The following is a 25,754-nucleotide window of genomic DNA, read 5'->3' on the forward strand; positions in this document are numbered from 1 at the left end:
ACCGGGGCGGACGTTCACCTCTCCCGGATCAGGCCGCCTGCGACGGCACGCCGCCCAGGGTCACCTTGTCACGCCGGCCGGTGGCCGGATCGGTCCGGTGCATGGACAGACTGCGCCCCGCGAACGGCCCGGTCAGCAGATCGCCCAGCATGGCCTCGGCCAGGCCGTTGCCGGGCTGGGCGAAGGGGGTGATGAACTCGATCAGCCACAGGCGATCGCCGCTGTTCCAGTCGTCCAGTTCCAGCCGCTCGCCGGCTTCCAGCTTGCGCTCGGCCTCCTCTGACAAATTGGCCCAGATTGCAACTCCAAGCGGCAACTGTTCCAGCGCCTGCTGGGTCACCCCGGCGAAGGCCGCACCGGCCTCCTGCATGCCCGGCAACGGCGGCAGGATGCCGAAACGGAACACCCGGAACTGCTCCTTCAGCAGCGGCGGCATGAATGACCATTCGAGGTCCTTCAACTGCATCTCACGGTGCAGCGGCGACTGTGAAAGCAGCCAGACGATCTGGCCGAGGGCCTCGGCAACGGTACGCGGCGCCCCATCGGTGGTGGTGGTGGCGGTGGCGGTCGTGGACGTGATCATGAACGGGAAATCCTGTAGTCGGGAATGGCGGTCAACAGTTCCATGGTGGCCGGATCGCGCGCCGCTGTGCTGATGCCCTGGGCATAGGGCTGGGCGTCGAACGTGGACATCGCTTCGATCATCTGGAACCGCTTCTTCTGTGCCAGCGCCAGATTGTCATGCAAGGCTGAGCGCTGTGATGCCTGGCCGGAGGGAATGCTTTCGTCGATAGGAGCACGATGTTCCGAACGAGTCGATTGCTGCATCCGCTCGGCGGCGGTGGGCTCAACGCCACCGAAACGATCCCCCGGTTCCGTCACTGCTTGCGCCACCGGGGCCTGCGGCAGGTCAGCTGCAGGCGCGAAGCGTGGATCGCCGCCTCGACGGTTGACCCGGCCGGAGGCGGCATCACCGCTGCCCAGGTCGCGTCCGCCCTTGCCGGCGCCAGCATTCAGGTTCAGGCCGTCACCGTCAGCATCCTCTTCACGCTCACCAAATGCGAAGAACATGTCCGACAAGGCCGCCTGGGTGCCATCGGTACGGGTGTACTGACCGTTGGCGTAGGTGGTGTTGTCCGGCGATGTACCGGGCATCTGCCCGGTGCGCCGCGCATCCAGGTTGATCGACGCCACACCCGCCTGTTGCAACGTCAACAGTTCACCCGCCTGGCTGATGCCATCGCGGTTGGCGTCACGCCAGACCTGGAACTCTCCGAAGCGGGCGTCATTGGCATCCAGACGCCGATCACCATTGCTGTCATAGGCAGCCAGGCCTTCAAGGTCGGAATGGGCCCCCTCCAGATCCATCGTGAACGAGATTTCGGCGCCGGAATCGATCGTGCCGTTGCGGTTGCGGTCGAGCACCAGCAGGCCGTCATGCGGGCCGACCCAACCGGTCAAGTCACGCACGCCATCACCGTCCATGTCGAACCGCGTGGCGCTCTGTGCCCAACCCACGGTCTCCACGCCGTCGCCATCCAGATCAAGCACGACCGGACCGAGGCGTGCACCGAACTCGTTGACGACAAACTTCAGCGGATCACTCCAGAGACCAGCGCTGTCCACGCTCTGGATGACGATTTCATAGTAGGTGTCGTAGTAGGTCTCCTGGTAGTAGCCCGCGCCGCTTCCGCGCGGATCGCCCCAGTTTCCGTCATTCACCTGGCGCCGGTTTCCACGATTCACGATCCGCGTGGCAAGCGTGCCGTTGTAGTAATAGCCGTTCAGGAAGCCATCACCGGAAATGGCCCTCGACGTGGTCCCATAGTCAAAGAACGATGTCTCGTTGGTGTAGGTGTCCCAGTACTGGCCGGTAGTACTCACCAGCTCCACCGCACTGGTGATCACCAGACGGCTGAAGATGTCCTCCTGGTCACTTCCCCAGAGCACGTACACGTAGTTGCTATCCAGCGTCTGGACGACCGTCGGCCGCTCATTGACGTTCTGCACATTGATCGTCACCCAGGTGCTGCTGGACAAGCCACCACGATCGGTGACCGTCACCTGTATCTGGTGGCTCTGCGCGGTTTCATAGTCCAGCTGCCCGTGCAGCGCGATCTGACCCGTGGTGGCGTTGATGCCGAACAGGTTGCTGGCACCACCTGTGATGGCAAACCGGTGGTCGCGGTTGTACCACTGGCTGTCGGGGTCGGACCAGTTGGTGAACTGGAACACGGTCTGGCCCGCGCCCGGCGCCGATTCGGCCAGCGTCAGACTCTGGCCCCAGGTCGTCGGTGCCTCGTTGACGTCTTCGATGCGCACCGTGATCTCGCGATTGCCCGACACCAGCGCACCATCCGTGGCACGGACCGTGACGTTGTAGTAAGCCTCCAGCTGGCCGTCGCCGTCGCCGTCGATCAGCTGCAGGTACGGTGCAACCGCTTCGAAATCGAAACTGCTGACGTTGTACTTGAGCTGGTTTCCGGAAATGACGAACCAGGCGAAGGGATCGTTGATGATCTGATAAGAGGGCGCGGTGCCATCCGGATCAGATGAGGACAACGTAGCCACCACCTGCCCGGCCACGCCGGTATTCTCCGAGGTGAGCGCCACATGCTGGACGACGTCAGGCGTGCGCGGTGCTTCGTTGACGTTGGACACGCCGACCTGGAACACCTGATCGCGACTGGCACCATGAGTGTCGGTGACCCGCACCGTGATCGAATGCGAGGTGGCGGCCTCGTAGTCCAGCAGCCCGCCATTGGCCACGCTCAACACCCCGGCAGCGGTGATGGCAAAGCGTCCTCCCGCATTGTTCACCAGTGTGAAGGTCAGGCCGTCGGTAACGTCCTGGTCCTGGCCGCTGAACTTGCCGACCTCGGAACCGTTGGCGGTATTCTCCGCGATGCTCAGCGTGCGATCGACGGTGATGCCATGCGGCGCGTCGTTGACGTCTTCCAGGCGCACGGTGATGGTGCGCGCCCCCGCCGAGGTCAGCCCACCCGACACGGCCTTCACCGATACCGAGTACACCACCTCCTGGCGGCCATCACCATCGGCATCACTCAGGGTCAGGCCTGCGGCTTTCAGCGCCTCGAAATCCAGCACCAGGCCATCGCGGAACTTCAGCTGGTTGCCGACCAGGGTAAACCAGCCGCGAGAGTCCCCTTCCAGCACATAGCTGTAGCTGCCATTGCCTCCGCTGGAGGAAAGGCTGGCGATCACCACGCCGCCCAAGGCCGCGTTCTCCGCAGCGATTGCCACCGGCTGGCTGGAGACGGTCGGTGTTGCCGGGGCTTCATCGACGTTGGTCACCGCGACGGTGAAGGTCTTGTCGCGGGTCAACCCGCCCGAGTCGGTCACCCGCACCACGATCTGGTGCGAGGTGTTGGCCTCGTAGTCGAGCAGGCTGGCATTGGCCACGGTCAGCACACCGGCTGCGGAAATCGCAAAGCGGCCGCCCGCGTTGTTGGTCAGGCTGAAGGTGAAGCCATCGTTGTCCGCATCGACGCGGGCGAAATTGCCGAGCACCGTGCCATTGGCCACCGGTGCATCCGCGGTTGACTCGACCGTACTCAACGCGCGGTCGACAGTGATGTCGGTCGGACGCGCATTGATGGTGACCGACAGCGTCTGCGTCTTGCTGCTGGTCTTGCCCGTCGCGGTCTCCTTGGCGATGGCAGTCACCGTCAGCGCCGCAGTGCCGGTCAGGTCGGCCGACCACGTGGCCGGACCGACCAGCGCTAGACCGGCCAGCTGCGCCGGCGTCAGCGACCACACGCCGTTGCCCAGGTTCGTGCCCTTGTTCAGGGTCAGCCCGGTCGGCAGGTTCGAGATGCGGATCTCCAGGGTCTCCGAACCATCGGCATCGGACAGCGCCGCCTGCACATCCAGCGTCAGCGTGCCACTATCAAGTGTCTTGCCGACCTGCACGGCACGGGTAATCACCGGCGCGTCCACTACCGGCGCCACATTCATGAAGAACACGCGCTCGGTCACCAGCCCACCGGCATCGGTTGCGATCAGCTTGATCGCAACGCGTCCGCTGGCGTTGCTCTTGGGCACCAGCGTCACCGTGCGCTCGCCGTTGCCCCCCGCAGTGATGGTCGGAGTATTCATCCAGGCCACCACCGTCGTAAGGTCAGTGGCATCCACCGCCACGGCACGTACGGTGACCCCGGACGCCGGGGTCAGGTCATCACCGACGGTGAACTGCAGGGCGACCTGGCCATCCTCGTTGATCGACTGATCCGGCACGATGCTGATCGACGGCAGGCCGTTGCCATCCCAGTAGTGCCGCCACTGGTTCTCGAACGTGCCGTCGGCATGCAATGCCTGATAGGCCGCGACCGTGGCGGGCTTGGTGCGGCCGGCCATCAACGCGACCAGTGCCTCTGCATTGATCGTGCTGCTGGCGTGCTCGCCGGCCAGGAAGAAATCGATCTTGTAGTTGGCGCGATCATTGGCGTTGGTGGTGGTGTACCAGCCCTTGATCGTGGTCACCACACTGGTACCAATCACCGAGATCACCAGATCGTCGCCGGTTCGACTGAACCACAGATCATTGCGACTGATGTCGCGATAGCCGATGACGTCGATATCGTCGCCACTGGAGTCGTAGTTGCGGATTTCGTCGGCACCGGAGTTGCGGTCGATCAAGTAGACGTCGCTATCATCGCCACCAATCAGGATGTCGTTACCGGCGCCGCCATACAGGGTGTCATTGCCTGCCTGCGCATCGAGCAGGTCGTCACCATCACCGCCATACAGCGTGTCATTGCCAGCGCCGCCGTAGAGCTTGTCGTTGCCCGCGCCACCCTCGATGTAATCATCCCCAGCGCCACCAGTGATGACGTCGTCGAACCCACTGCCGATCACGCGCTCGAACGCATCTTCCAGCACATCGCCGGCAGCCGCCCCGCCATGTGTTCCGGTAGCCAGGTTCAGCACGATGCCCGCAGTCGCCGAGGCGTAGGTCAGCGTATCGACACCGGCGCCTCCGGACAGGGTGTCGGCACCGACGCCGCCATCGAGGATATCGTCGCCATCGCCACCGCGCAGGATGTCGTTGCCGACGCCGCCGCGCAGCGTGTCATTTCCGATGCCCCCTTCCAGCAGGTCATTGCCGGCACCGCCATCGAGGATGTCATTGCCGGCGTCGCCGTACAGGCGGTCATCACCGTCTTCGCCATACAGGTTGTCATCGCCATCACCACCACGCAGTTCGTCGACGCCTGCGCCACCGTACAGCGTGTCGCGACCCAGCTCGCCCCACAGTTTGTCGTCGCCAGCCTCACCGCGCAGATTGTCATCGCCATCGCCGCCGTACAGGTCGTCGTTGCCACCGCCGCCGTTGATGATGTCGTTGCCGCCGAGCCCCTGGATCACGTCCCGGTTGGCCTGGCCGACCAGCGTTTCGCCAGCGGCAGTGCCGTACAGGTAGTCATCCCGGTTGACCACGGTGAAGACCAACTGCTTGCTGACGCTCAATCCGGCGCCGCCGCGATCGGTCGCGGTGACCGTCACGGTGACGTTGCCTCCCGCTTCATAGTCAACGATCGCACCGGCCTTAAGGCGCAGCTGGTTGCCGTTGATGATCTCGAAGCGGCTGTCGGACACGCTGAACACCATCGTGGCGAAATCACTGCCGGCGGTGGTGTCTGGATCGGTGGCCGACAGCGTGCCGAGCAGGATCGCCGGCAGCGCGGTTCCGGTGGGAACGCGATCGGTTTCGCTGAAGCTGGTGGTGGTGGCCGCGAACACCACCGCCGTCGGCGCTTCGTTCTCATCTTCAATGGCATAGGTGAAGCTGAGCGTCGAGGCCGATGCCAGGCTGCCGTCGTACGCCCTCACGCTGGCGGTCAGCAGCACCTCCTTGATGCCATCGCCATCCAGATCGACCAGGGTCGCGCCCTGCGCGGCGGCCAGCGTCTCGAAGTCGATCGCAACGCCCGCACGCACACGCACCTGGTTGCCCACCACTTCCAGCAGGCCACCCGGGTTGGTCACCAGCTGCAGGGTCGGCGTGGTCTTGTCGGGGTCCCCGATCACGAAGGTGCCCACCACCGTACCGGCCCCGGTCTTCTCGCCGGCCAGTACGGCCGCAGTGTTCGGTGGCCGCGTCGGCGTGAACGGCGCCTCGTTGACGTTGCGGACGTCGATCTTGAAGTCCTTCTCGAACCACGCGCCGGCGCCGTCGGTCACGCGCACCCGGATGGTGTGCGCGGTGGCGGTCTCATAGTCCAGCTTGGTGCCATCACGAACGCTGAGCGTGCCATCGGCGGTGAGCTTGAAGCGGCCGCCGCCATCATTGATCAGGGTGAAGCTGGCCGTATCTTCCGCGCCGTCGCGATCGACATGGCCGAAGCGGCCCAGCGACAGGTTGTTGGCGGCGTTCTCGTCCACGGCCAGCGGACCGGGTGCGAGGATGTCGCTGGGCGCGTCGTTGACCGAGCGCACCTCCAGATCGACGATCTGGTCGGCCGTATTGCCGTCGGCATCGGTGACCCGGACCACGAAATGGTCATTGCCGTGGCGGTCCGCCGCCGGCGTGTAGACCCAGGCGCCGGTGGCCGCATTAAGCGTGACGGTCCCCATGCCGGGGGCGGTGATCACCGTGTACCCGGTGATGTTCCCGTCATGGTCGACGGCATTGACGCTGCCACTGAGCGGCACGTCCTCGTCGGTGGCCAGGTACTGCGTTTCGACCAGCGGTGCCGGCTTGCTCGAGTTCTGCCAGTAGCTGCCGAGCATGCCCTGCAAGCTGGAGGACATCCCAGCCGGCACGGACGCCGACTCTGCCGCCATTGCCGCAAGCAGCGGCTCGGCGTGGGCGAGGAACAGCGAGCCTGCACCGGTCGCGATCTCGGTGATCCGGCTGGCGCCGGTGTAGTAGCCCGCGATGGTGATCCGAGTGCTGCCTCCAATCACGCTGACCAGCAGATCGTTGCCCACCTTCTGCAGCCAGACCTCGTGGTTGGCCACGTTCTGCAGCACGATGCGATTGACGCCCAGTGCGTCTTCGATGCGGTCGTTGCCACCCTCCCGATCGAACAGGTAGGTGTCATTGCCATCCCCGCCCCGCAGCAGGTCGTTGCCGGCCTCACCGGCCAGGGTGTCGTTGCCGGTGCCGCCATCCAGCAGGTCGTCGCCTGCGCCGCCCACCAGGGTATCGTTGCCGGCCTCGCCATAGAGCTGATCGTCTCCGTCCTGGCCCCCCAGGGTGTCATTGCCTTCGCCGCCCCAAGCCTTGTCGTTGCCCACATCGCCGCTGATCTGGTCGTCGCCCAGCCCGCCGTAAAGCTCGTCGGCACCGGCGCCGCCGGCCAGCACATCGTTGCCCCCGCCACCTTCAAGCCGGTCATCGCCGGCATCACCGGACAACGCGTCGTTGCCGTCGCCGCCCATCAGGGTGTCATTGCCATCACCACCGATGAGCACGTCGTCGCCCCCCCGCCCATCCAGCCAGTCGTTGCCACCCAGCCCGATCAAGCGATTCGCGCGTGAATCACCACTGATCGTATCGGCGAAGCCGTCGCTGCCAACTACGTTCTCCAGCGTGCTGACGCCGTTGACTGCAACCAGGGTATCGCCATCGGCGTGCCCGCCCGACAGAGTACCCGCAGCCAGGTCCAGCACCAGCGACGCAGTGGAGGTCACGTATCGGACGGTATCGCCATAGGCTTCACCCGCCACCGCGGCCTGGCCGAGGCTGATGCGATCGCTGCCGCCGTCGAGGATGTCGGCACCGGCGCCGCCCTCCAGCGTGTCGTCGCCGTCGCCGCCCCGCAGCGTGTCATTGCCATCTCCACCCGCCAGCACGTCGTGACCTGCAAGACCCGTAAGCGTGTCCGCGCCATCGGACCCGAACAATACATCGTCACTCGCGCTACCGCCTTGGGAAAGCTGGCGGAACTGGCGCAGATCCAGCACCAGTCCGTCCTTCAACTGCATGAACTCGACGCGACGCTGGGCATTCGTATGATTGGCGAGCTTGATCGTACCGTTCTGTGCGGCGAAGACATCCACCTGGAGCGTCGTCCCGCTCAGCGCCAACCGAAGATTGGAGAGGCTGAGCCCTGCTCCCAGTACCAGCGTATCCTGGCCCCCGTCGGTGGCCTGGAACACTTCGCGCACGATCTGTTGCCCATTTGGCCCGTTTCGCCAGGTCGACGAACGGAACTGCCCCTGCGCCGATGGCCACGTGGTGGAGGCTGGCGCGTTCGCCACTGGGGCGTCAAACAGGAAGTCCACCTTGTCCACGCTCTGGTAGACAACGGTGCCGGATGCGATCTCCTTGACCGTCAACCGATACTGATGCTTGTTGCCCGCCGTTGTCTCGCCAAGGCCCAGATACTCCCAGGACGCCGTGTAGGCTGATCCAAACGTCCCTGAGCTGGACATCACCTCATCCAGATAGAAGGCGCCTTCATAGATGACATCACTACCGTCGCCGACGTTGTACTCATAGGCATCGTCGCCCTCACCGCCGTACAGCGCATCCGCGCCGCCACCACCGCGCAGCACGTCCGCGCCGATGCTGCCGCCGAGGCGATCGGCACCGGCACTGCCTTCAATACCCTCGATGCTGCTGTAGACATCTCCCTTGGCGTCGCCGGTATTGGCGAACGTGCCTTCCAGGTAAACGCGCACCGCCGCACTTCCCGCGTAAGAGGCGATGTCCACGCCACCGCCGCCGAACAGGGTGTCCGCGCCGGCACCGCCGTGCAGCAGATCATCGCCCTGGCCGCCGTACAGGATGTCGTCACCCGCACCGCCACGCAGCGTATCGTCGCCTTCGTTGCCCATCAGCAGGTCATTGCCCGCGCCGCCGTCGATGACGTCATCGCCACCGTTGCCGGTCAACCAGTCCTTGCCGGCCGTACCGGCAATGGTGTCATTGCCATCGCCGCCCCCCAGCAGGGTCATGTCGGTGAGCGCATGGCGGCCGGTCGCGGCAAACACCATGTTCTCGATCGATCCACCCAGCGCGTACCAGTCCTTGATCGTGATGCGGTCACTGGACGCCGAGAGGCGCTCCTTCTCACCATCGCGGCCGATCACCAGGCGCAGGTCATTGCCATCGCGCTGCAACATCACATCCTGGATGTCGATGCCAACGCCAAACTCCAGCGAATCAACACCCGCGTTGCGCGCAATCAGGCCATTGAGCGCGCCCTTGTGCCGGCGCAGCACCTGCGCCTCATCATTCCAGTCGTTGTGGCTGATCCAGGTGGAGCCATCGAAGTAGACCACGCCATCCTTGCTGACAGTGCCATCGGCATTGCGCACATAGCCGTTGACATAGGCGCCCCTTTCCCAGACCAGATCCCAGTTGTCGACATAGTCGTCCATGACGATGTCGTCGCCATCGCCGCGCTGGTAGCGGAAGACGTCATCGCCTTCACCGCCCACCACTTCGTCGTTGCCACGGCCGCCGACCACCAGGTCCGAACCCGTACCGCCATACACACGATCATTGCCATCATCGCCAAACACCGTGTCATTGCCCGCGCCGCCCAGCACCTGGTCGTTGCCGGAGCCGCCCATCACCCAGTCCTGGTCGCCATCGCCAGCAACGAAATCGTCGCCCGAGCCACCATTGCCGAAGTCATTGCCGGCCAGGCCCCGGATCTCGTCATTGCCGGCGCCGCCATAGAGGAAGTCCGCACCGTAGGTGCCCAGGATCACATCCGAGCCACCGGTGCCGATGATGTACGAGGTCATGTCGCCGATGCGGATGTCCTCGCCATCGGCAAACCGCAGCCACTCCACGCGATGCGAGGATTCGAACCAGTCCTTGATGGTCAGCTCATCGCCGGTGAGGGTCGCGTTGCCGGCGGCGTCATAGCTGACCAGGGCGATGATCAGGTCGTTGCCGGCACCGCTGGCCGAGGAGCGGCGCATCTGGATGTTCTGCAGCGACAGGCCGGTGCCGAACACGATCGCGTCCTCACCGCCCTTCACCGAACCGTTGACCTCGTACTCGCCGCCACCGGCCCAGTTGCGCGCCAGCTGTCCATTGGCGATCTTGGCGAGGCGATCATTCAAGCTGTCGCCGCTGCCACGGATGGCGCCTGCGCCCTCTTCGTCGTAGATCACGTCGCGGCCGTCACCGAGCCGGAACAGGTACTGGTCCGCGCCGCCCCCACCGAACAGGCGTGCTTCGACATTGGCACCCCGATCATCGCCAGCGCCACCGGCGATGATGTCCCCCCCTTCGCCACCCACCAGCAGGTCGTTGCCAGCGCCACCTTCCAGCCAGTCCGAACCGGTGCTGCCATACAGGCGATCATCGCCGGCACCGCCGTCGAGGTAGTTGCCGTTGCCACCACGCGCAGCGATCGCCAGCGCCTGTGCGCTGGCATCACCGATGGCGAAGTTCACATTGGTGATATTGCCGGCGAACAGCACGTCATTGCCGTCCCCGCCAAACAGCCAGTCATCGAGCAGGCCGCCCACCAGGGTATCGTTGCCGCTGCCGCCGAGCAGATCGTTGCCGAGGTCTCCACCCCGGACCAGATCGTCACCTGCACCGGCATCGATGACAGCCGCGATTTCGATGCGATGCGTGGCCGAAGGTGCGTTGCCGTTGACCAGCAGGCCGGTGGTGCTGGACAGCAATGCACCATTGACGATGATGCTGTCGCTGCCGGTTCCGCCGAGGATCCTGTCTTTATCTGCGGTGACGATGGTGTCGCCCAACGAGTGAACTTCGTCTCCGGTCCAGCTGACCAAGGTACGCTTTCGTCCTCCATCAGGATCGAGCGCCAACGTCATGTTGGAGGCGACCAGACCGACACCGTCTACAGCGCCGTCTGCCAGTTGATCAAGCCATGCAGCAAATCCCCCCGTCCAATCAGACGCTGCACGGCGGTTGAGTCCGAGCTCTTCGACACGGACGAGCGTAATGGCCCACTGTGCGGCGAACCCACTCTCAGGCGCTCCCGCAATCAGAGTATTGATTTCCCATGGAGACGCAACATATCGAGCGTAGTCGGAAGCAACGGCTATGTCGCCAAACAGATTGGTCGCACTGAAACCTGTCGGCGCATCTAGGCTGACAAGATTCTTTCCGATGGCACGCTTGATGTAGATGTCTCCACCAATCATCCGATCGAGTAGATTGGACAACGCCCGCACCGTACCGTAGGAAATTACATCCTCGGCCTTGGAGGTGGTGAATGAAGGCTCCGACCAATAGCGATACTTCTTGCCGTACGTTCCATAGGTACCGCCATCCACCGTCGCACCCGTTGCCACCCGGCTCCCCGACACCTCCAGTACCGCATTCATTGTGCCAGCGACCTGATTGGCCAGTAGCGTCGCTCCGATACTCACGCCGCCCGAGCGGGCACGAACGCCAGAAACGGTGAAGGTCGAGTTCGCCTCGTCCCAGGTGACAGATGCCCAAGAGCGCGGCTTCCCACTGGAGAACAAACTTCCGATCAATCCTCCGAATATGTACCCAACCAACGCGCCAATAGCCGCGCCGATGGGTCCGGCATAGGTCGTGCCAACGGCCTGCAGCAAGGCACTCCACGTCTGTGCCATCGTGGCACCAACATAGGCGCCCACAGCAGAGCCGATCTGAGCGCCCAACTGTCCACCCACTGTTTCGAACTGGACGAGGCTGGCGCCCAGGCGCGCGCCGATGTACCCACCGATCGCGGTAAAGACCTGCCCCTTTGACAAGCCATCTGTGATGCCGATCGTGGCGCCATCAGCAATCTTGATCGCATTCTCAATGATCTGGCTGAGTGAGCTTGCGGCAACGCTCTGTCCGACCTCTCCCAGCGTGCCCTTGATGCCAAGCGAGCTGATCAGCTCAGCCGTCAAATAGGCAGAAACCGTGCCAGCAGCGGCGCCCTGAAGGCTTACTCGAAATTCGTCCGGAACATCAGAGAGCAGATCCAAGACGCCCGCCCGGGTCACGACCTTCGTTCCACCGGCGGCTGCAATCTCGCCCAGATTTTTGCCTACCGTCTTCAACGTGGCTGAAGCGAGTACCTTCCACAGTGGATCGTTGATCTTCAGCGCAGAGGCTATTGCCCCGCCAATGGCCCCGCCCAAACCCCCAGACATGGTGATTCGTTGCAAGGTTTCACTGTCAACGGGGAGCTGTATCTGTGAAGGGCTTCGCGGCTTCTGCGAAGCATCACCCTTTCTATTGAAGACCCGCAATGGCCCCCGGCCATCAGAGAATATGAACTGGCTATCTCTTCCGCTGAAGTACAGGCCGTCTGCTTCAAGGACCGCCTCGTTGCCACCTATCGCCTCAAGATCAATCCGAACGTCGCCAGGCTGGTTTCCCGCCGGCATCAGCCGCTGCATCTGCAGCTCGGCTTCGATGATGTACTCCAATTGGGGACCCAAGTAGTAGTTCCGGTAATCGAGCCCCCCGGATTGGCCGAGCCCCGCACCGGTACCGTCGTAGTAGCAGATTCCGAATCCCTCGATGTTCGGCGAATTCCTGCTGGACTCAATGGAGTAGTTGCCGCGCATGGTGATGCCCTGTGCGAGCTTGTAACTACCATTGGGCTCCTTGATGACGCATCCCGGTGGCATCGCCTGATACATCCTGGCCAAGAACGACTGCTGGTCAATGCCATTGCTGGAATTGAGTACGGCTCGTCCCCAGACTGCGTTCCATCCGCCGATCATCGCAACCGCTTCGTTTTCGCGAGTAGCCTTGAGGTAGGCAGCCAGGATGGGCGTGTAGTCTCTGACACCCTTCACGACCGAGAGTGCGTATACCTGCTGGCGGAAAGTTTCGAGCGCTTTGGCGTTCTCGACTTGATAGATGCTATGCGCGGTTTCATGGCCGAGCACGAATGCCAGCGCGTCCAACGCAGCTTCACCTCCAGCAACGAACCGATCGCGACTTATACGGATGACTCCGGACCCGGCGCTGTAGTGCCCTCCCTCTGTCGCACCGGAGGGAAGCAGTTCGATTCCCTTCAGCGTTCCATTCTTGGCGGATACGTTCAAGCGAATCATGAGTTCGGGTGAACTCTCGATTGTCCGCCTAATGGTCTGCTCGGCCTTGGAGAACTGCCCTCCCTTCTGACGGAGGCTCTGCAGAACGGCTTCAAGCTCGTTGTTGATCGATGGCATGTTCAGAACTCCCGGGGACCGATGCTGATCGTTTCAACGCACTGATGGCGCTGACCATTGGTAGTGCTTGTGTATGTCCTGACCGCAACCTCCACGTTTCTGGCACCGAGGTACCAGGTCTCGGGAAGCAGCGTTGATCTGACTGGCCCACCCTCCATCCCGATGGCCTTGAGCCTCCGGGCAAACTGATCGGCATTGAAGGTGCAGGTGCTCCCTGGCGTGGCAACGTAGGTGTCGAGGCGCGTTTGATAGCCACCGTTGCGAAACTCGGTGTGCATCCAGAAAGACCAGCCTTCGACCGTGACCCCCTCCCCTCTGCCGGAAGAAGGCAAACCTGCTCCACGCCGCCAACTGACCCGCATCGCCTGTTCCAGAGTGCTCGGCGGGATGCCCTTCCAGTGGTCCCCGCCCTGTCGGGCCAGCAGTCCAACCAGGCGTTCCTGCAGGTCCACCGACCTCAAGGAGGCGTGATCTCGTGCCTGTAGATGCCAAGGGAGGAGTACCAGCGCGAGAATCAGACCAAGAGCCCGCATAGGTACAGGGTTGCCGTTTGAGGCTCGAACTCCGCTTTTCATCGCTCCCTCCCCGCCTCCTGAACACGCCGCGACAGCGGTGACAGCAGGTATTCAATGATGCGGCGATCACCGGTCTTGATCTCCGCCGTGGCAGCCAAGCCTGGCGCCAGCGCGCGGCGCCGGCCATCCACTTCGATCCAGGGCTTCAGCAGGCGCACGCGCGCCGGGTAGCGTAGCCCTTCCTTCTCGGTCTGCACCGCATCATGGCCCACGGTCTCCACGATTCCGTCGACCACGCCGTAGCGGGTGAACGGGTAGGCCTCCAACTTCACCTCCACCGACTGGCCGTCGCGGACGAAGCCGGCATCACGATTGGGCAGCATCGCATCGACCACCAGTTCGCCGTCGTGCGGCACCAGCACCATCAGCGGATCTGCCGGCTTCACCACGCCGCCGATGGTGTGCACCTGCAGCTGCTGCACCACGCCGGTCACCGGCGCGCGCAGTACCATGTGCCCGGCCTTGTCATGGGCCTTCTTCAATTCTTCGCCACGCAGCGCGCGCGCCGCTTCGGCCTCGGTCAGGGCGTCCAGTGCTTCACGTGCGAACTCGCTGCGGCTCTTGCTCATCTGCTGGCTGGCCGCCAGTTGCGCTGCGGTCGCTTTGCGCTGCTCTTCGCGTCGGATCGCCAGGTCCTGGCGCATGCCGACAACACGCTCCTTCACTTCGGCCACCTGCAGTCGCGGCACATAGTTGTCGCGGCTCAGCTCCTCCAGCTTGTTCAGCTGGTCTGTAGCCAGCGGCAGCTGCTCTTCCAGCTTGGCGATCTCGGCCAGGATCATGCCGTGCTCGCCATCGCGCTGGCTGCGCTCCTGCTGCAAGCCGCCCACGGTGGAATCGAACTCGCGCTGTTTGGCGGCCACCAGTGCCTGCTGGATGGCAACGATGCTGTCAGATGCTCCCTCCGGTGCGATGAACCGACCGGCCCGGCCGGCAACGTGGTCAACCACGGCCTGCGCCCGTGCCACATCGATCTGCGCGGTCAGCAACGCCTGGCGCGCCTGCTCGACCTCGGCATGGCTGACCGTCGGATCCAGTTCGAGCAGCGGCGTGCCAGCCTTCACCGACTGCCCTTCGACCACATGGATCGCACGGACCACGCCCTGATCCGCCGCCTGGATCACCTTCACGTTGCCGCGCGGAATGACCTTGCCTTCGGCCACGGCAACCATGTCCAGGCGGCCAAGGCACGACCAGACCAATGCGATGGCCAGGAAGGCGATCAGCAACCAGAGAACGGTGCGGCCGATAGGGTTCGGGGGCTTTTCCAGAATTTCCAGCGCCGCCGGCAGGAAGTCCGGCGCGGCCGAATCCCGTTGATCCGGCTGCGCACGCTCTGCGCGCAGGCTCTCGCGCAGGATGCCCAGGTGATGCCTCAGTCCCTTCAACATGCGTGCTGTCCTTGGCTGGGCCCGCAGTGGTCAGTTCAGCGGGGCCGCCACGGCGGGCAGGCCCATCTGTTTGGTGTAGAGCAGTGAGTAACGGCCTCCCGCGCGGAGCAGATCCTCGTGCGTGCCGGTCTCGGTGATGCGGCCACGTTCGAGGGTCACGATGCGGTTGGCCTGGCGTACCGCCGACAGACGATGCGCGATGATGATCACGGTGCGGCCGGCGGACATCCGCTTGAGGTTGTCCTGGATGACCTCTTCGCTCTCCGCATCCAGCGCCGAAGTCGCCTCATCGAAGATAAGGATCTTCGGATCGATCGCCAATGCACGCGCGATCGCCAGGCGCTGCCGTTGGCCGCCGGAGAGATTGCCCCCGCGCTCGTCGATGCGCGTGTCGTAGGCCTCGGGCAGCTCCAGGATGAAATCGTGCGCGCCAGCCAGCTTGGCCACTTCCACCACCCGGCTCATCGGCATCGCCGGGTCGGCCATGGCGATGTTCTCGCGCACACTGCGGTTGAACAGCAGGTTTTCCTGCAACACCACACCCACCTGTCGCCGCAGCCACGCCGGATCCACCATGGACAGATCGACACCATCCACCAGCACACGGCCGCGCTCCGGGGTGTGCAGGCGCTGGATCAGCTTGGTCAGGGTCGACTTGCCGGATCCCGAGGGCCCGACCACGCCGAGGATCTCACCCGGAGCAATCTCCAGACTGACCGACGACAACACTTCCTGCCCCTCAGGCCGATAGCGGAACGACACGTGCTCCAGCGCGATGCGGCCATCCACTGCCGGCAGGCTGGCACGCGAGGGTGAGCTGGCCGGTTCGGTAGGGGAGTTGAGGATGTCGCCCAGCCGCTCCACGGCAATGCGCGCCTGCTGGAAGTCCTGCGCCAACTGCGCCAGGCGCAGCACCGGCCCGGCAACCTGCCCGGCAAGCATGTTGAACGCCACCAGTTCGCCCACGGTCAGCTTGCCGTCAATCACCAGCCGCGCGCCGAAGAACAGGAGTGCCACGGTGGCCAGCTTGTGGATCAGCTGCACCGCCTGCGAGCCCCAGTTGGCCAGCATGCTGGCGCGGAAGCTGGCCTGGATGTAACCCGCCAGCTGCTTGTCCCAGCGGTTCTGCGCCTGCGGCTCGACCGCCAGCGCCTTGATGGTCTCCACACCGGTCACTGCTTCGACCAGGAACGACTGGTTTTCGGCACCGCGCACGAACTTTTCATCCAGGCGGCGCCGCAGCATCGGCCCGACCACCATGACCACCACCGCGTACAGCGGCAGCGTGATCAGTACGATCAGCAGCAATGCAGGGCTGTACAGCCACATCACGGCCAGGAACACGATGGCGAAGAACAGGTCCAGCACGACCGTCTGCGCCGAGGAGGTGAGGAACTCGCGGATGGTTTCCAGTTCGCGCACGCGCGCCACCGAATCGCCCACCCGGCGCGCCTGGAAATAGGCCAGTGGCAGATGCGTGAGGTGCGAGAACAGCTTCGATCCCAGCTCGGCATCAACGCGGCTGGTGGTGTGCGAGAACAGGTAGGTGCGCAGTCCGCCCATCAGCACTTCGAACACCGAAACCACCAGCAGGCCGAGGGCAAGCACTTCCAGCGTGGTGATGCCTTTGTGCACCAGTACCTTGTCGATCACCACCTGGAAGAACAGCGGCGTGATCAGTGCCATCAACTGCAGGAAGAACGAGGCTACCAACACGTCACGCAGCAGGCGGCGATACTTCACCAGGGCAGGAATGAACCAACCGACATCGAAGCGCCTCACGGCGCCGGCCACGCTTTCACGCGTGGTCATCAGCAACAGGCGGCCATCGAACTCCTGCGAGAACTCGCCAAGGGACAGCGTGACCGGGCGTCCGTCGGCCGCCGCGTCGAAGCACAACACGTTCTCGGCGTCAGCCTTGAGCACGAGCGTATAGCGCCCGTCGGCCAGGCAGGCGATGGCGGGCAGCGGATGGTCGCGCAGCGCGGTTACCCGCGCCTGTACCACGCGTGCTTTGACGTCCATCCGCTTGGCCAGGCGCAACAGATCCTGTGTATCGATACGGCCTTCGGGGTGGCCCAGCTGGTGCCGGAGCTGGTCGGGGTCGGCAGGCCGATCCAGAAACCCCAACAGGGCGACGAAGCACGCCAGCGCGCCTCCATCGTCCACGCACAGTGACTCCTGCAGATCGATCCCTGATCCGTTACTGCCCACGTCAACTGCCTTGTTGTCCCCTGGTGCGCGGACTCTAGGGCCATCCCATGGCAGCTGTCCATCCGCTGAATGCGCTTTTGTGCAAATCAGGTCAAAGTGACAAATTGATCACATTTTTTAACATCAACTCCGTTCATCCAGACAGGAGCGCACCTGCAAGCAGAGGGCCAGCCTCATGGCATCATGATCGCTGCACGTTCCCTATCCGTTCCCATGACGATCAAAGGCAAAGCCACCTCCCTGGACATCGCCCACCTGGCCGGGGTCTCCCAGCCGACCGTGTCGCGGGCCCTGCGAGGCAGCCCGATGGTCAATGCCGAGACCCGCGAGCGCATCCTGCGCATCGCCCGCGAACTGAACTACAAGGTCGACAAGAACGCCTCCAGCCTGCGCCTGCGCAACGCCGGCACGCTGGCCCTGCTGTTCTTCGAGGACCCGACCAACGACGACTCGCTGATCAACCCGTTCTTCCACTCGATGCTGGGCTCGATCACCCGTGCCTGCGCCCTGCATGGGCAGGACCTGCTGGTCTCGTTCCAGCAGCTGTCCACCGACTGGCAGGCCGATTACGAGGACAGCAACAAGGCCGACGGCATCATCCTGCTCGGCTACGGCGACTACCACCAATCGCGCGACCGCCTGCAGCGGCTGGTCGAACAGGGCACGCACTTCGTACGCTGGGGCGCCGCCCTGCCCGGCCAACCCGGTGTATCGATCGGCAGCGACAACTTCCAGGGCGGGCATGACATCACCACCCACCTCCTGCAGCAGGGCTGCCGCCGCATCGCCTTCCTCGGCCATGCCTCCAGCCATTACCCCGAATTCCAGGAGCGCTACCGCGGCCATGTCGCGGCCCTGCAGGACCACGGCCTGGTCGCCGAACCGGCGCTGCAGCACGATGCGATCACCACCGAGGCTTCCGGCCAGGAAGCCTGCCAGGCGCTGCTGGCACGCGGTGAGCCGATCGATGCGATCTGTGCCGCCAGCGACCTGATCGCCATCGGCGCGATGCGCGCGCTGCGCGAGACCGGCCTGCGGGTGCCACAGGACGTGGCGGTGACCGGCTTCGACGACATCCCGCTGGCGGCCTCGGTATCCCCGGCGCTGACCACCGTGCAGCAGGACACCAAGCAGGCCGGCCAGCTGCTGGTGGAGCGCCTGCTGGCACTGATCGGTCGCCAGCCGGTGGAGAGCCAGAGCATCCCGGTGAAGCTGGTGGTGCGGGAATCGTCGCTGCGCCGGTAAGCGCCGCCAGGCCTCCCGCCCCGGCCCAACGTGCGACGGCGGAATTCTCCCCCCATGACCAACGGCGGATGCGCACGGAGGCTGATGCGCGGATAACGCGCAGACATCGTCCATGGAAAGGTGTACGTCGCATGCTGAAGATCGATTCGCTGTCCAAGACGTACGCCAACGGCGTGCATGCCCTCAACAACGTCAACCTGGACATCCCGCGCGGCATGTTCGGCCTGCTCGGCCCCAACGGCGCCGGCAAGTCGTCGCTGATGCGTACGCTGTCCACCCTGCAGGAGGCCGACAGCGGCACGGCGACGCTCACCATTCCAGGCGAGGCGCCGATCGACGTACTGCGCGACAAGGACGCGGTGCGCCGCCGGCTGGGCTACCTGCCGCAGGATTTCGGCGTGTACCCGAAAGTCAGCGCGCTGGACCTGCTGGAACATTTCGCGGTGCTCAAGGGCCTGACCCAGCGCGCGCAGCGCCGCGAGGTGGTCGATGGGCTGCTGCAGCAGGTGAACCTGTGGGACGCCCGCAAACGCAAGCTGGGCACCTACTCCGGCGGCATGCGCCAGCGCTTCGGTATTGCCCAGGCGCTGCTGGGAGACCCGCGGCTGGTGATCGTCGATGAACCCACCGCCGGCCTCGACCCGGAAGAGCGCAACCGCTTCCTCAATCTGCTGGCGGCCATCGGCGAGAACGTGGCGGTGATCCTGTCCACCCACATCGTCGAGGACGTGACCGATCTGTGCCCGACGATGGCGATCATGAACAAGGGCCAGGTGCTGCTGACCGGCCGTCCTGCCGAAGCCATCGACGCCCTGCAGCACCAGGTCTGGCGCAAGCAGGTCGATCCGTCTGAACTGGCCGACCACGAAGCGCGCTACGTGGTGCTGTCGACCCGCCTGGTCGGTGGCCGCCCGGTGATCCACGTGCACAGCGCCAACGACCCCGGCGACGGCTTTGCGGCCGTAGCTCCCGACCTCGAGGACGTGTACTTCCAGCGCCTGCGCCTGCAGGCCCGTGCCCGCGCGGCAGCCTGAGCGGAGCACGCCATGATCCTCAACTTCTTCCGCTTCGAGCTGCGCGAGCAGCTGCGTTCCCCGCTGCTGTGGCTGCTGGCCGGGCTGTTCGCCCTGCTCGCCTTCGCCGCCGCCTCCAGCGACGCCGTGCAGATCGGTGGCGGCACTGGCAACGTGCACAGCAACGCGCCCACCGTGATCGCGCAGATGCTGGGCATCTTCACCCTGCTCGGAATGCTGGTCACCGCCCTGTTCGTCAGCAACGCCCTGTTGCGTGACTTCGAACTCGGCACCGCCGAACTGATCTTCGCCAGTCCGGTGAAACGCCGCGATTACCTGGCCGGACGCATCGCTGCCGCCTTGGCGGCCGGGCTGCTGGTCTACGTCCTGATCGCGTTCGGCCTGTGGCTGGCGCCGTTCATGCCGTGGGTCGATCCCGAGCGCATGGGCCCGATTAGCTGGCAGGGCTATGCGTGGACGTTCGCGGTCATCGTCATTCCGAACCTGCTGTTCACCACCGCGCTGCTGTCGCTGCTGGCGGCGCTGACGCGCTCGATCCTGTGGGTCTACATCGGCCTGGTGGCCTACCTGGTCTTGTACGGCGCCAGCGCGGCCCTGCTGCGCGACATCGACAACACGTGGATCGCGGTGCTGAGCGAACCGCTGGGCATGCGCGCACTGGGCCGCACGATCCGCTACTGGTCCACCACCGAACGCAACAACGGGATTCCCGAGCTGGCCGGTTACCTGCTGGCCAATCGCGCCCTGTGGTTGGGCGTGGCTGCCGCGCTGTTCACCGCCACCTTCGCGCTGTTCCGCACCGAACGCAGCGGCAGTGGCCGTCGGCGCTGGGGCCGCAGGCAGGCGCAACCGGTTGCCGATGCCGGCGCCGTCCGCCCCACCCGCGCAACGCTGCCGCGCGTGGTACCGGCGTTCACTACCACCACGGCGTGGCAGCAGTTCCTGCGCCAGGTCCGCTTCGATACACGTGGTGTCCTGCGCAGCGTGCCGTTCATCGTGCTGCTGGTGCTGGGCCTGGCCAACTTCCTGCCCAGCGCGCTGTTCCGGCAGACCCTGTACGGCACCTCGATCTGGCCGGTCACCTCGCAGATGATCATGGGCTTGCAGGGCGCCTTCAGCTGGCTGCTGGTGATCATCGTGCTGTTCTTCGCCGGTGAGCTGGTCTGGAAGGAACGCAGCGCGCGCATCAATGAAGTGACCGATGCCATGCCGGTGCCGAACTGGGTGCCGCTGCTGGCCAAGTTCACTGCACTGCTGGCGGTGATCGTCTGCTTCCAGGCCGCCGGCGCGCTGGCGGCGATGGGCGTGCAGCTGGCCAAGGGCTACACGCATCTTGAGCCGCTGCTGTACCTGCGCAGCCTGGCGCTGGATTCGGTGGTCTACATCCTGATGGGCGGCCTGGCGCTGGTGCTGCAGGTGCTCACCAACAACAAGTTCGTCGGCTACGCACTGCTGATCGTGGTGATGATCGGCCAGGGTGTGCTCGGCCTGCTCGACTACACGCAGAACCTGTACAACTTCGGCAGCTGGCCCAACGCGCCCTATTCGGACATGAACGGCTACGGCCACTTCCTGACCGGGCAGCTGGCGTTCCAGGGCTACTGGGCCCTGTTCCTGCTGACGTTGATGTGCCTGGCATCGGCATTCTGGGTGCGTGGCGTCAGCCAAGGGCTGCGCCAGCGACTGGCCCTGGCCGGCCGCCGCCTGCGCGGTCCGACCGGCGTCTTCGCTGGAGTAGCGGCCTTGGCCTTCATCGGCGTGGGCGGCTGGCTCTACTGGAGCACCAACATCCGCAACGAGTTCATCTCGCCCGACCAGCAGCTGGATCTGCAGGCCCGCTACGAGCGCGAGCTGTCGAAGTACCGCACTTTGCCGCAGCCTCGCATCGTGGCGGTGGACAACCGCGTGGACCTGTTCCCCGAATCGCAGTCGATGGTGATCGATGCGAACTGGACGGTGCGCAACACGCATGCCGTACCGATCCAGGACGTGCATGTCTCGATGGGCGACGACAAGCAGCTGGTCGCGGCTGACCTGGGTGGGCAGACCTTGTCGATGCATGACGCCGATCTCGGCTACCGCATCTACCGCCTGGCCGCGCCACTGCAACCGGGTGAAAGCCGCAACGTCCACTTCCGGGTGGTGCAGAAACCCAACGGCATCACCGCCGGCCAGGCGCCGAGCAACATCGTCGACAACGGCACGTTCTTCAACAGCCGCGTACTGCCGTCGTTCGGCTACAACGAAGGCGCCGAGATCAGCGACCGCAACGAGCGGCGCAAGCGCGGCCTGGGTGAGCCGCGGCGCATGCCCAAGCTGGAAGACGAAGCCGCGCGCGCCAACACCTACATTTCCAACGACGCCGACTGGCTCGATTTCCGCACCACGGTCTGCACCGCGCCGGACCAGGTGGCGCTGGCCCCGGGCTACCTGCAGAAGGAGACCACGGTGAATGGCCGCCGCTGCTTCAGCTACGCCATGGATCGGCCGATGCTGAACTTCTACGCCTATCTGTCGGCACGCTGGGAGGTGCGCAAGGCGAAGTACAAGGACATCCCGATCGAGGTCTACTTCGACCCGGCGCACGGCTACAACGTGGACCGGATGATCGAAGCGGTGCAGAAGTCGCTGGCCTACTACGAAGCGAACTTCACGCCCTACCAGCACCGCCAGGTACGCATCATCGAGTTCCCGGGCTATGCGCGTTTCGCGCAGTCGTTCGCCAACACCATCCCCTACTCCGAGGCCATCGGCTTCATCGCCGACCTGCGCGATCCGGACAAGGTGGACTACGTGTTCTACGTGACCGCGCACGAGATCGCGCACCAGTGGTGGGCGCACCAGGTGATCGGTGCCAACGTGCAGGGCGCGACGGTGCTCTCCGAATCGTTGTCGCAGTACTCTGCGCTGATGGTGATGGAGCAGGAGTACGGCCGCCAGCACATGCGCCAGTTCCTCAAGCGCGAGCTGGACGGCTACCTTTCCGGGCGCGGCGGCGAAGCCATCGAAGAGCAGCCGCTGGAGCGCGTGGAAAACCAGCAGTACATCCACTACCAGAAGGGTTCGCTGGTGTTCTACCGCCTGCGCGAGGAAATCGGCGAGCAGGCGCTGAACCGTGCGTTGAAGCACTTCCTGCAGGACAAGGGCTATCAGCAACCGCCGTACACCACCTCACGCGAACTGCTGGACTACATCCGGGCCGAAACCCCGGCCGACCGCCAGCAGCTGGTCACCGACCTGTTCGAGAAGATCAGCTTCTACGACAACCGGGTGATGGCCGCCAGCGCCCGCAAGCGTGATGACGGCCGCTACGAGGTGACCCTGGACCTGCACGCCGCCAAGCAGTACGCCGATGGCAAGGGCAAGGAGAGCGACGGCACGATGGATGACTGGGTCGAGATCGGCGTGTTCGCCAACGGGCCCTCCGGCAAGGAACGCGACCAGAAGGTGCTGTATCTGCAGCGCCACCACATCACCAGTGCCGAGCCGAAGATCACGGTGACGGTGGATGAAAAGCCGGATGAAGCAGGCTTCGATCCCTACAACAAGCTGATCGACCGGGTGAGCGATGACAACCGGCGCAAGGTGACGATGTGAGGCAACGGGGCGCCGGCCTGTCCGCCGGCGCTCCACGCAACACCTGCGGGCTTGGCTCGGCCTTACTGTAGTGCCGAGCCATGCTCGGCACATTGTCCACGACAGCCGCGAAGATTCAGTGCACCGGGGCTTTCGGCCCCAGCAACGCCAGCAGCACATAGACCACGATCGAGGCGACGGTGCCGAGCGCCGCCGGCAACCCGAATGCCCACGCCGAACGGCCCTGCTGGCGCGCCCACTGGGCCAGATGCCAGGCCGCGCCCAGATTGATCAGCCAGGCAATGACGAACACCGGCCACAGCACCATGCCCAGGGCGCGCAGCAGGGGCATGGAGACCAACGCGGCAACGATCGCCGCGATCAGGAAGATCAGGGCGGAGCGGGAATGGCGGGGTACAGCCATGGTCACGTTATCAGCCATCAGAAGATGAAGTCCGCTTCCAGAATAACGCTGACTGACATTGGGTGCAGCAGGGGTCAGATTGGATGCCTGACATCAAGATCCTCGGATCTCTGACGAACCGCACGGCGGATACCGATACGCGGCAGTCGCCACGAAGCGCAAGGTGAATGCGTGGGAACACCGTGGATCAGGAAGGTGTACCCGCAGGTACACCCACTCGTCCAAGGAGCCACTTTGTGAAAATGATCTCTGCAGCCACCTTGATTCTCGCAGGCTCCGTGCTTTCCCCGTTCGAGGCACACGCGGTCCAGGTAGTCACCTGTGGCAACTGCACTCAATCCTGGCAATACGAATCCGCTGGCGAGATGGCTCATGGGTTCCGTCGTGGCTGGGAGGCCTACCTCGTGGTCAACCCCAACACCGCCCAAGCGCTTTACGTCACCGTCAACTACATTCCTCCTGGCGAGGTTCCCAGACGCCTCCACCAGGCCCCTTCCCAGGGCGATCTGGGAGTCGCTGCCGACATCAACGTTCCAAGCTGGCGCCTACCGAGCCAACCGGTGTTGACCCGGTATGGGCAAGGTGACTTCGATAGCAGTTCACAGGGCCTGGCAGACGGCGAACGACTTCAGCTTGAAGCGATCGTCCGCATGTCGAAAGAATGGGTGTTCATAAAACCCGTAAACGACAGCGGCTACTTCTCAAGCCTGCATGTCGCAAACCAGTTCATCCCCGCAGTGGACGATGCTATCCGAATCGCGCACACCGCAAACAATCCAGCCTGGCAACACGGGCAGATCAATGGAAACCTCATTGGCTCACTCTTCCGGTCGCTCGAGTACTTCTTCGGGAGAGGCGTTGGCGGCTGCCTGCTGATGGACAACGGCGACACCGCTTGCTGGCAGATCAATCCAATGGCAAGAGGGGCGGCTCGACTGATCAAAGACACCGCCAGGGATGTTTTTGGCCAGGCATTGCCTGAATCAGACACCATCAGGAATGGGGGACAGATTGATATTGATATCGACAAGGGGGATTGGCCACGTGAGATCCGCTACAACTTTAGTGGCGGCTATTACCGATGCGGATCGATAAACGGAAAGCTGGACCGCTGCGAATGGGTCCGTCCCCGCTAGGAGTTCCGTCATGAAGATATGGTTGCAGTTGGGATCGCATTCCCTGGTCGCCATTGCGTTCTCGCTTCTGGGAGCCTTTCACATCACCCATGGACTACCCAGTCTGAAGCAGCAGTACAGCGATGATCTTGCGATGTCCATCCACATGCTTTTCGACGAGGATGGTGAAGCAAGATCCCAGGCTGAACTGCAGTCCAGAATCTCATCCCACATCGTTAACATGCTGTTGCTCTCAGCCAGCTCATCGGCAAAATCGGATGCGGACAATGAGCGTTTGGCAACAATCAGCAAACGCGTTCTCGCACAGGACCTCCTGCGATACATCGAGCGTGACGATGTACGACACAACGCTGTCCTCGTCGCGGGCAACCTGGCTGCCGATTGAGCATGCGATGTCCGAAGTCTCCAAGCCCTGAGGTCGCCCCTTTTCCGACAGCAGTGAGCCGGAGCTCCCAAGCTCATTCAACCGGCACATCCAGCTCACCGCCTGGACGAAGCACCAGGGCACTTCTCCTACAGCGAACGCACCATCACCAGCACGCGATAGCTGCGGTTGTCGGCTTCCTGCAGCGGCTTCCAGCCCAGCCGCGCGTACAGGCCGCCATCCAACGATTCGGTCTGCAGGTACAGTTCGGAAACGCCCATCCGCACCGCCTGCGCCGCGGCCTGTTCGACCAGCGCGCCAGCCAGCCCACGCCCGCGATGACTATCGGCCACGAACACGCTGCCCAGCCAATGCTCGTACTGCGGGAAGGCCTGCATTTCCCGGCGCTTGAGCTGCACGGCACCGACCACCTGGCCGCCATCGAAGGCGGCGATCAGGTGCGGGAAACCCTCGGCGTCCTGAGGTGTGTTCAGCCGCTGCAGTTCCTGTTCCAGCGACAGGCCGGCGTCGCGGCCCCATTCGGCGTGGTACCACCGGGCCAACTGCTGCCGTCCCGGTGCGCCGGCGGGTAATACCCTGAATTCCATGGCAATGCCTCGATGGGGAAGCGTTCTGTAGAGTCGAGCCATGCTCGACTGATCTGGCACTGTGCGAAAGG

At 64.1% G+C, this 25,754-nt stretch carries 12 protein-coding genes; 5 read left to right on the forward strand and 7 right to left on the reverse strand.

The window, feature by feature from the left end:
- Positions 1-28 precede the first annotated feature (28 nt).
- From V3B25_RS13860 to V3B25_RS13880, 5 genes are all read right to left on the reverse strand, one after another.
- Entirely contained in the window at positions 29-583 is a 555-nt protein-coding gene (locus V3B25_RS13860) for a toxin-activating lysine-acyltransferase (protein WP_049422741.1), read from the reverse strand.
- Positions 580-10,737, reverse strand: coding sequence for a cadherin domain-containing protein (locus V3B25_RS13865; RefSeq protein ID WP_329810824.1), 10,158 nt, complete (start codon positions 10,735-10,737; stop codon positions 580-582). The genes V3B25_RS13860 and V3B25_RS13865 overlap by 4 nt, the downstream gene beginning before the upstream one ends.
- A 2,381-nt stretch (positions 10,738-13,118) precedes the next feature.
- Complete coding sequence (locus V3B25_RS13870; RefSeq protein ID WP_138927384.1) at positions 13,119-13,568, reverse strand: hypothetical protein; 450 nt, start codon at positions 13,566-13,568, stop codon at positions 13,119-13,121.
- 119 nt (positions 13,569-13,687) lie between these two features.
- Positions 13,688-15,082, reverse strand: coding sequence for an HlyD family type I secretion periplasmic adaptor subunit (locus V3B25_RS13875; protein WP_049422738.1), 1,395 nt, complete (start codon positions 15,080-15,082; stop codon positions 13,688-13,690).
- 30 nt (positions 15,083-15,112) lie between these two features.
- Positions 15,113-17,251 (reverse strand): type I secretion system permease/ATPase, encoded by a 2,139-nt coding sequence (locus V3B25_RS13880; RefSeq protein ID WP_235202901.1) that lies wholly within the window; start codon positions 17,249-17,251, stop codon positions 15,113-15,115.
- A gap of 258 nt (positions 17,252-17,509) precedes the next feature.
- On the opposite strand from V3B25_RS13880, the gene V3B25_RS13885 reads away from it, so the two are divergent.
- The 3 genes from V3B25_RS13885 to V3B25_RS13895 all read left to right on the forward strand — a co-directional run bounded on the left by V3B25_RS13885 (position 17,510) and on the right by V3B25_RS13895 (position 23,172).
- Positions 17,510-18,541 (forward strand): LacI family DNA-binding transcriptional regulator, encoded by a 1,032-nt coding sequence (locus V3B25_RS13885; RefSeq protein WP_107433648.1) that lies wholly within the window; start codon positions 17,510-17,512, stop codon positions 18,539-18,541.
- A 131-nt stretch (positions 18,542-18,672) separates the two neighbouring features.
- Positions 18,673-19,575 carry an ABC transporter ATP-binding protein gene (locus tag V3B25_RS13890; protein ID WP_024956967.1) on the forward strand — a complete coding sequence of 301 codons (903 nt, stop codon included), beginning with the start codon at positions 18,673-18,675 and terminating at the stop codon, positions 19,573-19,575.
- 12 nt (positions 19,576-19,587) lie between these two features.
- Positions 19,588-23,172, forward strand: coding sequence for an ABC transporter permease subunit (locus V3B25_RS13895; RefSeq protein ID WP_329810823.1), 3,585 nt, complete (start codon positions 19,588-19,590; stop codon positions 23,170-23,172).
- A gap of 115 nt (positions 23,173-23,287) precedes the next feature.
- Here V3B25_RS13895 and V3B25_RS13900 read toward each other — a convergent pair whose 3' ends face one another.
- Positions 23,288-23,575: a hypothetical protein gene (locus V3B25_RS13900; RefSeq protein WP_239669963.1), complete on the reverse strand. Its 288-nt coding sequence runs from the start codon at positions 23,573-23,575 to the stop codon at positions 23,288-23,290.
- A gap of 236 nt (positions 23,576-23,811) precedes the next feature.
- On the opposite strand from V3B25_RS13900, the gene V3B25_RS13905 reads away from it, so the two are divergent.
- Positions 23,812-24,711 carry a hypothetical protein gene (locus tag V3B25_RS13905; protein ID WP_152905240.1) on the forward strand — a complete coding sequence of 300 codons (900 nt, stop codon included), beginning with the start codon at positions 23,812-23,814 and terminating at the stop codon, positions 24,709-24,711.
- A gap of 10 nt (positions 24,712-24,721) precedes the next feature.
- Complete coding sequence (locus V3B25_RS13910; RefSeq protein WP_049422733.1) at positions 24,722-25,096, forward strand: hypothetical protein; 375 nt, start codon at positions 24,722-24,724, stop codon at positions 25,094-25,096.
- Between the two features lie 128 nt (positions 25,097-25,224).
- Here V3B25_RS13910 and V3B25_RS13915 read toward each other — a convergent pair whose 3' ends face one another.
- Positions 25,225-25,683: a GNAT family N-acetyltransferase gene (locus V3B25_RS13915; RefSeq protein WP_049422732.1), complete on the reverse strand. Its 459-nt coding sequence runs from the start codon at positions 25,681-25,683 to the stop codon at positions 25,225-25,227.
- Positions 25,684-25,754 lie beyond the last annotated feature (71 nt).

Source organism: Stenotrophomonas sp. SMYL8 (genome assembly GCF_036320065.1).
GTDB lineage: Bacteria > Pseudomonadota > Gammaproteobacteria > Xanthomonadales > Xanthomonadaceae > Stenotrophomonas > Stenotrophomonas maltophilia_A.